Consider the following 13,322-nt stretch of genomic DNA (forward strand, 5'->3'; position numbering starts at 1 on the left):
GCATGCCCGGGAGGGACCCGATGAGCACCGGTGAGCCCACGCGCACCCATCCGGCCTGGTTGCCGGTGGAGGCGTTCCGGGCGATCGGGTCGCGCCGGACGCTGGTCCGTGGCACCGGCGCGCTCGTGGACACGGTGCGCGACGAGGTGGCCGGGGCCTGTGCCCGCTTCGGCGGCACGGTCACCCACCTGCCGGCCGAGCAGAGGCAGCGCACCGGCGAGCACGACGGGCCGTACGACCTGGTGTTCGCGCTCGGCACGGCCGGGCCGCTGCCGGCCGGCGCGGCGGCGCTCGCCGCCGAGATCGGCCCCGGATCGGAGCCGGACGGGCTCGGACCGGAGGGTTTCGCGGTGGCCCGCCGGGACGGCGTCTCGGTGGTGCTCGCCGACGAGCCGGCCGGGCTGCTCCACGGCCTGTTCCACGTGGTCCGGCTCGGTGCGGCGGCGTTCGGCGCCGACATCGCGGTGCGGCGGCACCGGCCGGCGATGCGGCTGCGCCTGGTCAGCCACTGGGACAACGTCGACGTGCATCCGGTGATGGGGCAGGTCGAGCGCGGCTACGCGGGCGGGTCGATCTTCTGGCGCGACGGTGCGCCGCGCCGGGACCCGGATCGGGTACGCGACTACGCGCGGCTGCTCGCCGCCTGCGGGATGAACGCGCTGACGGTCAACAACGTCAACGTGCACGGTACGGCGACCCGGCTGCTGACCGACCGGCTCGACGACGTCGCCGCGATCGCCGACCTGGTCCGCCCGTACGGGATCCGGGTGCATCTGTCGGTCAACTTCGCCGCGCCGTTCGTCCTCGGCGAACTGCCCTCGGCCGACCCGCTCGACGACGACGTCCGGGCCTGGTGGTGCAAGGCCGCCGCGCAGGTCTACGAGCGGATTCCCGACTTCGGCGGCTTCATGGTGAAGGCGGACTCCGAGGGGCAGCCGGGCCCGGCCAGGTACGGGCGCAGTCACGCGGACGGCGCGAACATGCTCGCCGACGCGCTGGCGCCGTTCGGCGGGATCGTGCACTGGCGTGCCTTCGTCTACAACCACCGGCAGGACTGGCGGGACCGGTCGACCGACCGGGCCCGGGCGGCGTACGACCACTTCACGCCCCTGGACGGCCGGTTCCGGGAGAACGTGGTCCTCCAGGTGAAGCACGGTCCGATGGACTTCCAGGTGCGCGAGCCCGTCTCCCCGGTACTGGCGGCGATGCCGAACACCCGGCTCGCGGTGGAGTTCCAGGCGACCCAGGAGTACACCGGGCAGCAGCGGCACGTCTGCTATCTCGGCCCGTGCTGGAGCGAGGTGCTGCGGTTCGCGCCCTGGGGTCCGGGCGGGCCGACGGTCGCCTCGGTGGTCGCCGGCTCGGCGGGTGACGGTGCCGGTGACGGCGGGGCGTCGGCGGGTGGCGGCCTGGTGGTCGTCTCCAACGTGGGCGACGACCGGTACTGGACCGGCCACCCGTTCGCCCAGGCCAACCTCTACGTCGCCGGCCGGCTCGCCTGGGCCCCCGACCTCGACCCGCTGGCCGTACTCGACGAGTGGATCGAGCTGACCTTCACGCCGTCGGCGACCGGCGATCCCGAGCTGCTGCGCGGGACGCTGCACGCGCTGCTGGACGACTCGTGGCGCACCTACGAGCGGTACACGGCACCGCTCGGGGTGGGCTTCATGGTCGCGCCGGGCGACCACTACGGCCCGGACGTGGACGGCTACGAGTACTCGCGCTGGGGCACCTACCACTTCGCCGACCGGTACGGCGTCGGGGTGGACCGCACCCGGGCCACCGGGACCGGCTTCACCGGCCAGTACCCGCAGCCCTGGGCGGACCGGTACGAGTTCCTGGAGACCTGCCCGGACGAGTTGCTGCTCTTCTTCCACCACGTGCCCTACCAGCATGTGCTGCACTCCGGGTCGACGGTGATCCAGCACGTCTACGACACCCGGTTCGCCGGGGTCGAGCAGGTGGTGGAGATGGTGCGCCGGTGGCAGCGGATCGGCACGGCGGGGCTGGTGGACCCGGCGTTGCACGCCCGGGTGACGGAACGGCTCGCCGAGCAGCTGCGCTCGGCCGAGGAGTGGCGCGACAAGGTCAACACCTACTTCCTCCGCAAGTCGGGGGTACCGGACGCGCACGGCCGACGGATCTACTGACGCCGCCGGCCGGGCGGGCGCCTCCGCCGAGCCACCTGCGCTCCGGGCCCCGACCTGCCTTGTACGATGTCGTCCCGGAGGAGAGTTGAGGTAGGTGGCCAGCCAAGCCGAGCGCGTCGAGCCCCGGATCCCGTTGAGTCGCGAGCGGGTGCTGCGGGCCGCGGTCAGCATCGCCGACTCGGGCGGCATCGAGTCGCTGACGATGCGTCGTCTCGCGGAGCATCTCGGGGCCGAGGCGATGTCGCTCTACTACCACGTGACCAACAAGGAAGACGTGCTCGACGGCGTCGTGGACGTGATCGCGACGGAGATCAACGAGGTCGTCGACCGGATCGACGTACCGGCCGGGGGCGCGGGCTGGAAGAAGGCGGTACGCCAGCGCATCCTCGCCGCCCGCGAGGTCCTGCTCCGGCACCGGTGGGCGCCCGGGGTCTTCGAGACGCGTACCACCACCAGCATGGCGGTGCTGCGCTACTACGACGCCCTGCTCGGTCTGCTGCGCGAGGGCGGCTTCTCGTACGATCTGGCGCACCACGCGATGCACGCGCTGGGCAGCCGGGCGTTGGGGTTCAGCCAGGAACTCTTCGACCCGAACGGCGGCGGCGACGGTGACCCGGCGGCCGGGCTGGCCGAGCTGGCCGAGCAGCTTCCGCACCTGGTCGGGATGCTCTCCGAGATCGCACACGACGATCCCGACTCGACGCTGGGCTGGTGCGACGACCAGGCCGAGTTCGAGTTCGGACTCGACCTGATCCTGGACGGCCTGGACCGGCTCCGCGAGCGCGGCTGAGCCCACCCGCCGTCCCGGCTGGACGGTGCCGACCAGCAACGCGAGATTCCATCGACGCTCGACCCTCGACAACCTTACGTCGTACGAGTACCTTACGACGTAAGACTTACAACGTAAGGGTGTCGGTGGTTCCACGCGGGACACCGCTCGCCCGCACGATCCAGCCGAGCCCGAACCGAGCTGAGCTGAGCCGAGCCGAGCCGAGCCGAGCCGAGGAGACGACGATGAAGGCGGCAGTCCTGCGTTCGTACGGCCCACCCGATGCACTGGAACTCACCGAGGTCCAGCGCCCCACCCCCGGCGACGACGAGGTGCTGGTCCGGGTCCGGGCCACCTCCGTCAACCCGTACGACTGGCACCACATCCGGGGCGAGCCGCTGGTCGCCCGCCTGATGCCGGACGGCCCCCGACTGCGCACCCCGGCGATCGGCATCCCCGGCTGCGACATGGCCGGCCAGGTCGAGGCGGTCGGCGGCAACGTCACCGAGTTCCGCCCCGGCGACGACGTCTACGCCCTGCTGCCGGAGGGCGGCTTCGGCGAGTACGTCTGCGTCCGGGAGGACCTGCTGGCGCCGAAGCCGACGAACCTGACGTACGAGCAGGCGGCAGCGGTGCCGATGGCCGCCGTCACCGCCCTGGTGGCCCTCCGCGACGCGGGCCGGATCCAGCCCGGCCAGCAGGTACTCGTCAACGGCGCCTCGGGCGGGGTCGGCACCTTCGCCGTGCAGCTCGCCCGCGCGTTCGGCGCCACCGTCACCGGCGTGTGCAGCGGCCGGAACGTCGAACTGGTCCGGTCCCTCGGCGCGGACGAGGTCGTCGACTACACCGCCGAGGACTTCACCCGGCGCGGGCGCCGCTACGACCTGCTGCTGGACAACGTGGGGAGCCGCTCCGTCGCGGCCTACCGGCGGGCGCTGACCCGCGACGGCACCCTCGTCGTCGTCGGCGGCCCGGCCGGCCGCTGGCTACAGCCCGTCGGGCGGGTCTTCGCGGCGCTCGCGGCGAGCCCGCTGGTGTCCCAGCGGATCACGCTCGCCGACACCGTCCGCTGCCCGGACAAGAAGCGGTGCCTGCGGCTGCTGACCGGGCTCATCGAGCAGGGCAGGGTCACCCCGGTCGTCGACCGGCGCTATCCGTTCGCCGAGATCCGCGAGGCGGTCCGCTATCAGGAGGAGGGACACAGCCCGGGAAAGGTGGTGGTGACGCTCTGAGCGCCCACCCGGCGACCCGTGGGCCGGGGCGAGCCGGGAATCCGCTCGCCCCGGCCGCGGTCCGGGCATCGGCGCCGGTCAGCCGCCGCTGACCGGACGGAACGGGTCGACCGTGTGCCGGGCCTTCGCCGTCCGGTTGGTGACCGTCGCGATCGCGTCGAACATGGTCCGGCCGAGCACCGCGTGCGCCTGCACCGCCGGGTGCGTCGCGCCGTAGTTGTCCAGGTCGCCGAGGGAGTCGGCGAACATCGCGTACGTCAGCGTCGGCGCGCCCGCCGCGTCGAACATGATGCCGGCCTCGTGCCGGGCCGCACCCAACTCGTCGTAGTCCGCACCGTACTTGGTGGCCACCCGGCTGCGCTCGGCCGAGGACATGTTCCGGCGGACCCCGTCGTGGTAGCCGTTGATCCAGCGCAGGATGCCGAGCAGGAAGTCGGCGGACCTCGGCGTCACGATGGTCTTGTTGGCCAGTCGCCACAGCAGGTCGTGGGTCTCCCGGGGCGTGGTGACGCCGAGGAAGAACCGGTTCGGGTTGGCGACCGGCTCGACCCGGGTGTGCGTGAAGCCCTTGCTGGCGAGGATCTCGTTGATCTCCAACGCCGGCACCACCCGGCCGCACATCCGGACGGCCGTGTTGTCCGAGACCAGCAGCATCGCGGTGAGGAAGTTGGCGACCGTGATGTCGTCGCCCCAGACGGTGTGCAGGAAGTAGATGCCGGTGCCGCCGAGGATGATGTCGGCGGTCAGGTCGAGCTTCTGGTCGAGCCGGAGCTGACCACGGTCGATCTTGTCCATCACCGCCACCGCGACCGCGAGCTTCTGCACGCTGTAGCCGTGGGTGACCCGGTCGGCGTCGTCCGCCACCACGGTCTCCAGGGTGCCGGCGGCGTTGACCATCGCGATGTGCGAGTGCCACACCCCACCGGCCCGGGCCTTCTGCGTGTCGTACGCCTGCCGGATCGACGCCTGCGCGGTGCCGGTCACGCCCAGTGGGCCGCCCGGTACGCCCGGCCCGGAGACGGGTGCCCGCCCGACCGCCACCGTGGTGGCCGGCGCGGCGGCAGCGGGCCGTCCGGTCGCCACCAGCGCGGCCGCCGCCGCTCCCATCCCGATCGCCGCCCGGCGACTGACATGCTCCGGCACTGTTCCTCCCCCGTGGTCATCGACAATTGTCGCGGCGAGCGTACCGACCGGCGATATCGGGCAACAACCCGGAGCAGGTCGGACCCGCCGGGCCGGGCCACCGCCTGCGGCGCCCCACCCGGCGTAGGCTGAACGACGTGGATCAAGAAGACCGGATCGCCCTCTTCCTCGACTACGAGAACCTCGCGCTCGGCGCGCGGGACCATCTCGGGGGCCAGGCCTTCGACTTCCGCCCGATCGCCGACGCGCTGGCCGAGCGCGGCCGGGTGGTGGTCCGCCGGGCGTACGCCGACTGGTCGTACTTCGACGAGGACCGCCGGATGCTCACCCGGTCACACGTGGAGCTGATCGAGATCCCGCAGCGGATGGGGGCGAGCCGCAAGAACGCCGCCGACATCAAGATGGCGGTCGACGCCGTCGAACTCGCCTTCGAACGCGGATACATCTCCACCTTCGTGATCTGCACCGGCGACAGCGACTTCACCCCGCTGGTGCACAAGCTGCGCGAACTCAACAAGCGGGTGATCGGCGTCGGCGTGGAGAAGTCCACCTCGGCACTGCTGCCGCCCGCCTGTGACGAGTTCCTCTACTACGACCGGCTGGAGGGGGTGGACATCCCCTCGACCCGTCCCCGGCGGGGCCGACCGACCCGGCCGACCGGCCCGGAGGCGCCGCAGGCCGGTCCGGACCAGCAGGCGGAGCCGGTACCCGAGCCCGCACAGGGCACCGAGGAGTCGGTACGCGACGTCGACACCCTCGCCGAGGTGGTCGCGCAGACCGTGGCGGGGTTGCAGGGCAGCTCCAGCGGAGAGGTGACCGCCTCCACGCTCAAGCGCACCCTGCTGCGCAAGGACCCGACCTTCAGCGAGTCCGACTACGGGTTCCGGGCCTTCGGGGAGCTGCTCCGGCACCTCGCCGAGCACAACGTGGTCGAGCTGACCGAGGGCCCGGCCAAGGGCGACCCGGGGGTGTCCCTGCCCGAGCACGGCGACCGGGAGGTGGCGTTCGGGCTGCTGCGTACCGTGCTCCTCGACCTCGCCGGTGCGGACGGCTCGGTGGCGCTCTCCGGGCTGAAGAACCAGCTCCGCCGCGCCCGGCCCGACTTCAGCGAGAAGAAGCTCGGCTACCGCAGCTTCCTCCAGTTCTGCAAGGCGGCCGCCACCAGCGGCGCGGTCGAGCTGCGGTGGAGCCCGGAGACCGACGACTACCTGCTGACCGCCCGCCCCGGGTGACCCCGCGGCCTGCGACCCGCCGGTCCCGCACCGCCGGGGACCGGCGCGGCGGCGGGCGATAGGGTCTTGGCGCATGCGGTCGAAGCAGGAGCTGGACGCCGCCATCCGGCGGGAGCGCCGGGCGGCGCTGGTGGTCAACGCCCGCTCCCGCCGGGGCCGCCGGCTCTACGAGGAGGCCCGGACCCGGCTGGTCGCGGCCGGCTTCACCCTGCTCGGCACCTATCCGGCGGACCGGCCGGGTGAACTCGAGACCAGCCTGGCCACCGCCGCCGGGCTGGGTCCGGACCTGCTGGCCGTGGGCGGCGGGGACGGCACGATCGGGGCCGCCGCCCGGCTGCTCGCGCACCGCGACATCGCGCTCGGGCTGCTGCCGCTCGGCACCACCAACAACTTCGCCCGGACCGTCGGCATCCCGCTCGACCTGGACGCGGCCGTCGCGACGCTGGCCGACGGCAAGGTGATCGACGTCGACCTCGGGACCGCCGACGGGATGCCGTTCGCCAACCACGTCGGCGTCGGGCTCTCCGCCGACGTGATGGCCCGGGTACCGGCCCGGCTCAAGCGGGTGGTCGGCCGGCTGGCGTACCCGGCGACCGCCCTGGCGCTGCTCACCGGACACCGTCCGATGCGGATCACCGTGCAGGCCGACGGGCGGTCCCGGGAGTACCTGACCCACCAGCTCTTCGTGGCCAACGGCGGCTTCCACGCCGGCCGGCCGATCACGGCGGACGCGAACGCCGACGACCGGCTGCTGGTCGCGTATCCGGTGGGGGGACCGACCCGCCGCGACCTGTTGGGCGCGACGGCGCGCAACGCGGCGACCGGTCATCGCCGCACCCTCGACGACGAGCCCTTCCTGACCGCCGGTGAGATCCTGCTCCGCACCGACCGTCCGGTCCCGGTCGAGGTCGACGGCGAGGTACGCGGGCGCACCCCGGTCCGGATCGGGCTCGCCGCCAACGCACTGCGGGTGATGGCCCCCGCCGACGCCCCCGACCGCTGACGATCCGGCGTCCTCGCTCCCCCTCCGGTGCCGGGGCGGGTGCGCGGGCCGGGACGGTGTTGCTCAGGCGGCGAAGAGGAGCAGCAGCCCGGCCGTCGTGTAGAGCACCATCAGCACCAGCAGCGGCAGTTGACCGACGACCGCCGTACGCCGGTCGAAGAGCCGTAGCGCCCGGTCGTGCGCGAGTACCGTGCCGAAGACGTGACCGAGAACGATCACAGTCACCTGGAGTGCCGACGTACCGGCCGGCGAGGTGCCGAAGCCCCGTACCGACCACGACCCGGTGCCCAGCCAGTCCGCTCCGATCCCGAGCGGATCGCTGAGCAGGGCGAGGGTGCGCTGCCCCTCCAGCACGAAGAGCGTGAAGTAGTGGGCGACCAGATACCCGACGGCGATCGGCACGATCGAGTGGGCCAGCTCCCCGGCGCAGTACCGCACCGACCGGCCGCCGAGCCGGGCGGCCAGCCCGGTCGCCGCCAGATAGGCGGCGAGGACCAGCGCGACCACCACGGCGAGCCCGGCCGTACCGACCAGCGGTGGCGGCGCCACGCCCGCCTGGAGGAGCCGGACCCAGAACGGCGCGTTGGAGAGGCTGTCGTACATGGTGGAACCGAGGAGTACCACCACGAAGGCCACCAGGCCGGGAGCCGGTCGCAGCCCGGCGATCCCGTCGAGCGGGTGCCGCCGGACCAGCGTCCCGTCGGGGCGCCGGGCCAGCACCGCCAGCCGGCCGACGAGGGCACTGTAGACCTCGAACGCGTCGCCCCGGTCGAACCACCGGGAGCCGTAGACCACCGCTCCGGCGAACATCGCGACGGCGTACCCGGCGAGCCAGCCGCCGATGACCGGCAGGCTCACCCGGTGCGGGGCCACCAGTTCCAGCCAGACGAAGGCGAACAGCCCGGCCGCCGCCGGCCAGTAGCCGAGTCCGGACGGGAGGTCACGCAGCCCGCGTACCGGGTCCCGGCGCAGCGCCAGGCAGGCCAGCAGGTGCAGGGTCCGCAGCGGGTTCAGGCTCCGCCAGACCGGGCCGAACAGCAGCGAGAGCGGCAGCAGGCCGACCCAGAACAGGACGTACACCACCCCGGCGGTCGGGTTGTCGGCCGTGTCCGGGCCGGCGAAACCCAGCCCGAGGTACGCCGCGACGACCAGCCCGGCCAGCCGGCACAGCCACGGCCAGGCGGGGCTGGCCAGCACCCGCTGGACCGGTGCGGGCAGCGGTCGTGCCGATCCGGCGTCGTCGCCCAGCCGGGGCTCCCGCCAGAGCGCGCCCAGCGCCACGAACGAGACCAGCAGGGCGACCAGCGCGCCGGTCAGGGCGAGGCCGAACGGGATGGGCAGATCCTGGCGCCCGCCGACGCCGTGTGCGAGCCACACGGCCGGCTACCTGACGACGAGCTGGAACAGTTGCAGGTCCTGGCCGTGGGTCTCGACCTCGAAGAGCCCGTCCTGGTCGGCCACGAACTCGACGGTGCCGGCGACCCCGGGTCGCAGGGTCACCGACCGGTCGTACCCGTGCACGTGCACCATGTCCGCGACGTCGCTGGTCGTGATGATCCGGACGGTCTGGCCCCGGGTCACCTCGATCCGGCCCGGTGCGGGTGAGACGGTACCTCCGGCGATGGTCACCGTGACGGTCTCGACGGTGCCGGTGCCGGCCGGCTCGCCGTCACCGCAGGCGGTCGGTCCGATCAGGAGCAGGGCGAGCAGCGCGACGGCGGCATGCGTCGACCGGTGTCGCCGGGGGTGGGGCGGCATGGGGTTCTCCAGGACGGTCGGTGGCGGTTCGGGGGACGCACGCCTAGCGACGCTTGCGGCGGTTCGCGGTCGGGGCGGGACCGGCCCGGCGGCGCGCCGGCCCGCCGGTCGGGGCACGTGAGCGGGACGCGCTGCCCGGACCGGCCGGGCGGCGGGCGACCCCGGCGATCAGCACGACGGCGCCGACCACCAGCACGGCCGGGACCAGCCAGACCGACACACCGGGCCCGCGCTCCGGCGCCGCCGCGGGTGCGGCCGGCGCCGACGGCGGTGCCGACGGGGGTACCGGGGCCGGGGCGGTGGGGCGGCCGTGTCCGGCTGCCGCGACCAGCTCCGGGCTGGGCTGGTCGGTCGGGGCCTGCCAACCCGCCGGGGCGGACGTACTTGCGCCGGTGTAGGCGAACCGGACCTCGCCCTCGACCTCCTCCCCGTCGGAGGCGACCGTCTGGTACCGCACCACGTACCGGCCCTGCTCCGGCCAGTACGCGACCGGCACCCGCACCGTGAACCCGACGTGGAAGAGCCGAGGCTCCCAGGCGCCGTTGACCAACTGGTACTCGCGTACCGGCTTTTCCAGCCGGATCGGGGCGCCGGTCGACCAGCGCCGGTCGACCCGGCTGCCGTTCGGCGCCGTCACGGTGAAGTACGCGAACGGCGCGGGTTGCTCGGTGAAGGCCAGCGACACCGACTCGACGGGCGCGCTCAGGGTGGCGCCGTCGGCGGGGGTGGAGACGGCGAGCTGCCCGTGCGCGTACGCCGGGCGGGAAGCCACGGCTCCCAGCGGGACGGTGAGCAGGCCGAGCAGGACGGCAGCGAGCAGACGCGGTGCCGCACGACCCATCGCGTACCTCGGCTCTCGGTAGAAACCTTCCGCGAGGCTAACCGCTTTCGTTCAATCTGAACAGACTTTCGGACGCCCGGACAAAACTTCGGCTCATTCATCGGTTACCCGCACCCGCTCGGCTCCGCGAGGTGCTGAGCACGCCGCTGGGCGACCTGGGTCACGCGGTGCTGAAGCTCGCCGGGAAGCCACCCGCCGAGGAGATGGCCGCGAACCTCCGCCGGCTCGAACAGCTCCTGGAGGCGGGGTCGTCACCGACACCGCGCACGCCGTGCCGGGCAGGTTCGACCGGGGATCCCGGGGCTGACCGGACCAGCGGCTACCGGTGCGGGTCAGGTGCCGGGACGGGCGACCGCAGGTACCAACCGGCCGTCGCCACGGTACGGAACCCGAGCGACTCGTACAGCGGCCGCCCGGCGTCGGTGGCCACCAGGGTGAACGGCCGGTCCGGGTGCGCCGCGATCGCCTGGGTCAGCAGCGCCCGCCCCAGCCCGGCCGAGCGGTGCGAGGGCGACGTGACGAGCCAGTACAGGCCCACCACCCGGCCGTCGTCGTAGGTGTAGGTGGCGGCGGCCGGCTCGCCCCGCCGGTACGCCAGTCGGACACTCCAGCCGGGCACCGCCAGCACAGCGGCGGGAAGCGCCTCTCCGCTGCGCCACGGCAGGAACGCCGGCAGCGGGAAGCCCTCCACCATGGTCCGCTCCGCCACGGCCAGCTCCTCGGGATCGGAGACGCACACGATCCGGGCTTCACCGTCCGAAGTGGTCCCGACCGTCCCCGCCGGGCGCACCATCACCGGCATGCGCAGGACCCGCACCGCCGGGTCGGCCGGCTCGGCGGCACCGCCGCCGAAGACGTCCTCCACTACCGCACTCTTGGCCGGCGGCACGGAGTCGAGCAGTCCCGACACGCCCTCGGTGGAGAGCGGCGCGCGCAGGATCAGGCGGGTCGCCCGGGGCAGCTCCGCGCGGAAGCAGCTCTGGTCTCGACGCGTGTGGAGAGCGACCACACTCCACATCGCGGCGGCGTTCTCGACGTAGGCGTCCGGTCCGATCATCCGGGGCAGCCTAGCAATGCCTCGCCCGCCCGGCCGAGACGGCGGCGCTTCTTGCCATCGAAGCATCAAGATATGACAATAAGTTTCGCGCCGTCCCGGTCCGGTCCCACCGGTCTCCGGTCCCCACCCCTGCCCGCACGGGAGACGCCATGCGACGATCAGCCCTCGCCGTCCCGCTCGCCGCACTGGTCGCCTTCGTCGGCATCGGTGCGGCGACCCCCGTCCCGGCGGTCGCGGTCGCCGCCGACCCCGACATCGGTACGTTCGCCAGCACCTCACTGGCCCCCGGCCTCTCCCTGAGCACCGCCTCGGCCAGCGGTCCGAACCAGGTCAACGTCCTCACCGCGAACCTCTCCGAGCCCACCCTGAAGCCGAAATACCTCAGCCCCGGGACCGTCGGCGCCACCGCCACCCTGACCACCCAGGCGAACCGGGTCGGCGCGGTCGCCGCCGTGAACGGAGACTTCTTCGACATCGGCGCCACCGGGGCACCCCGGGGGGTGGGGCTGGACGACGGCACGATGCTGCACGGCCCCGCGTCCGGCTGGAACAACGTGGCCGCGCTGTACGCCAACGGCACCGGCACCCGGGGCGGCCTGGCCCAGATCTTCCTCGACGCGCGGATCACCCTCCCCGGCGGCGCCCAGCTCACCGCCACCAACCTCAACTCGCCGAACATCGCCGCCGACGGCATCGGCGTCTACAACGCGCTCTGGGGCGACGAGCCACGCAGTCAGGCACTCGACGGGGCCACCCGGAGCCGGGAGGTCGAGATAACCGGTGGCCGGGTCAGCCGGGTCAGCACCACCGCCGGTGGCAAGGTGTCCGCCGGATCCGTCGTACTGCTCGGGGTGAACGCCGGTGCCGACGCCCTGGCCGGGATCGCCGTCGGCGACACGGTCACCGTCGACTACTCGCCACGCGGCGCGGCCGGCGCGACCCAGGTCGCGATCGGCGGCAACCTCGTACTGGTCCGGGACGGGGTGGCCACCACGGTGGCGCATCCGCGCAATCCGCGTACCGCGGTCGGTTTCTCGGCGGACGGCCTCACCATGTGGATGGTCGTCGTCGACGGGCGCTCCGGCACCAGCGTCGGGATGACCTATGTCGAACTCGCCAACTACATGAAGTCGCTCGGCGCCGACGACGCGATCAACCTCGACGGCGGCGGCTCCAGCACCATGGTCGCCCGGATGCCGGGAGCGACCTCGGTGTCGGTCCGCAACACCCCGTCGGACGGCGCGCAGCGACCGGTGCCGAACGGGATCGGCTTCGTCTCCACCGCGCAGGCGTGGAGCAGCACGGTCGACAACAGCACGGCCGGCCGGTTCACCGCCAGCGCGAACTGGGGTACCTCCAGCTACTCCAGCTCCAGGTTCGGCACCGACTACCGGTTCGCCGACCCGGTCCTGTCCAGCGACGTCGCCTGGTACCGGGTGAACGTCCCGGAGACCGCCAGCTACGCGGTGGCGGTCTGGTATCCGGCCGACCCCGGATACAACGACTCGACGCCGTTCATCGTCGCCACCACCAGCGGCAACCAGACCGTACGGGTGAACCAGCGGGCCAACGGCGGCCGGTGGGTGTCGCTCGGGGTGTTCACGCTGCCCTCGGGAGACGCGAACAGGGTGGGAGTGAGCCGGTGGACCTCGGGCACCGGCTACGTCGTCGCCGACGCGGTCCGGATCACCCGGGTCTGAGCGCCGCACCCGGCCGCCGGGTCAGTCCTCCTATCGTAAATCCCACCAAGTTGGAACCGACCGGACCATCGGTCAGCGGGAGCGTTGCCCGGCATTCGACAGAATGTGCCGGGCAGCGATTCCGGATCGGTCCGGGGACGGGGTTGGCGCCCAAATTCCGGGCGCATTCCGCACCGCACGGCGGGCACCGGTCCATTTCGGGACCGAGCGGGCGCGAATCGTCCAATCTCGATATTCCGCCGCCACGGGTCGCTGGTAGCACGATGGAAGATGCCCAGGTCGGCCCCGGGACGCACAATCGCGGGGTTGCCGTACCCATCGATGGTTGTTATCTTCCACACGGGTCACGGGGGAACGGCGACCTGGCGCAGCGCTGCGGTCTGTCACCGTCCTCGCACAACGTGTCGAGGAGGAGCCTGCGTTGGTCGGACTATCGG

The 13,322-nt window shown here is 72.9% G+C and carries 11 protein-coding genes; 6 read left to right on the forward strand and 5 right to left on the reverse strand.

Going from position 1 to position 13,322, the window contains the following annotated elements:
- The first annotated feature begins 20 nt into the window (after window positions 1-20).
- From C6W10_RS21040 to C6W10_RS21050, 3 genes are all read left to right on the forward strand, one after another.
- Window positions 21-2,150: an alpha-glucuronidase gene (locus C6W10_RS21040; protein ID WP_234361364.1), complete on the forward strand. Its 2,130-nt coding sequence runs from the start codon at window positions 21-23 to the stop codon at window positions 2,148-2,150.
- Between the two features lie 94 nt (window positions 2,151-2,244).
- Window positions 2,245-2,940, forward strand: coding sequence for a TetR/AcrR family transcriptional regulator C-terminal domain-containing protein (locus tag C6W10_RS21045; protein ID WP_199853707.1), 696 nt, complete (start codon window positions 2,245-2,247; stop codon window positions 2,938-2,940).
- 224 nt (window positions 2,941-3,164) lie between these two features.
- A complete protein-coding gene (locus tag C6W10_RS21050) occupies window positions 3,165-4,151 on the forward strand; it encodes an NAD(P)-dependent alcohol dehydrogenase (protein WP_107259823.1) in 987 nt (328 codons plus the stop codon).
- Between the two features lie 78 nt (window positions 4,152-4,229).
- Here C6W10_RS21050 and C6W10_RS21055 read toward each other — a convergent pair whose 3' ends face one another.
- Entirely contained in the window at window positions 4,230-5,294 is a 1,065-nt protein-coding gene (locus C6W10_RS21055) for a serine hydrolase (protein WP_107259825.1), read from the reverse strand.
- Between the two features lie 137 nt (window positions 5,295-5,431).
- On the opposite strand from C6W10_RS21055, the gene C6W10_RS21060 reads away from it, so the two are divergent.
- Window positions 5,432-6,526, forward strand: coding sequence for a PIN domain-containing protein (locus tag C6W10_RS21060; RefSeq protein ID WP_107259827.1), 1,095 nt, complete (start codon window positions 5,432-5,434; stop codon window positions 6,524-6,526).
- A 73-nt stretch (window positions 6,527-6,599) separates the two neighbouring features.
- A complete protein-coding gene (locus C6W10_RS21065; RefSeq protein ID WP_107259829.1) occupies window positions 6,600-7,529 on the forward strand; it encodes a diacylglycerol kinase family protein in 930 nt (309 codons plus the stop codon).
- A 63-nt stretch (window positions 7,530-7,592) separates the two neighbouring features.
- On the opposite strand, the gene C6W10_RS21070 is transcribed toward C6W10_RS21065, so the two are convergent.
- The 4 genes from C6W10_RS21070 to C6W10_RS21085 all read right to left on the reverse strand — a co-directional run bounded on the left by C6W10_RS21070 (window position 7,593) and on the right by C6W10_RS21085 (window position 11,185).
- Entirely contained in the window at window positions 7,593-8,906 is a 1,314-nt protein-coding gene (locus tag C6W10_RS21070; protein ID WP_107259831.1) for a hypothetical protein, read from the reverse strand.
- 6 nt (window positions 8,907-8,912) lie between these two features.
- Entirely contained in the window at window positions 8,913-9,287 is a 375-nt protein-coding gene (locus C6W10_RS21075) for a hypothetical protein (protein ID WP_107259833.1), read from the reverse strand.
- 43 nt (window positions 9,288-9,330) lie between these two features.
- Complete coding sequence (locus C6W10_RS21080; protein WP_107259835.1) at window positions 9,331-10,128, reverse strand: copper resistance CopC family protein; 798 nt, start codon at window positions 10,126-10,128, stop codon at window positions 9,331-9,333.
- Window positions 10,129-10,447: 319 nt separating this feature from the next.
- Window positions 10,448-11,185: a GNAT family N-acetyltransferase gene (locus C6W10_RS21085; RefSeq protein WP_159104686.1), complete on the reverse strand. Its 738-nt coding sequence runs from the start codon at window positions 11,183-11,185 to the stop codon at window positions 10,448-10,450.
- A 149-nt stretch (window positions 11,186-11,334) separates the two neighbouring features.
- Here C6W10_RS21085 and C6W10_RS21090 point away from each other — a divergent pair, with 149 nt between their 5' ends.
- Window positions 11,335-12,885, forward strand: a complete 1,551-nt coding sequence (locus C6W10_RS21090; RefSeq protein WP_107259839.1) for a phosphodiester glycosidase family protein — start codon at window positions 11,335-11,337, stop codon at window positions 12,883-12,885.
- Window positions 12,886-13,322 lie beyond the last annotated feature (437 nt).

Source organism: Plantactinospora sp. BB1, assembly GCF_003030385.1.
Taxonomy (GTDB): domain Bacteria; phylum Actinomycetota; class Actinomycetes; order Mycobacteriales; family Micromonosporaceae; genus Plantactinospora.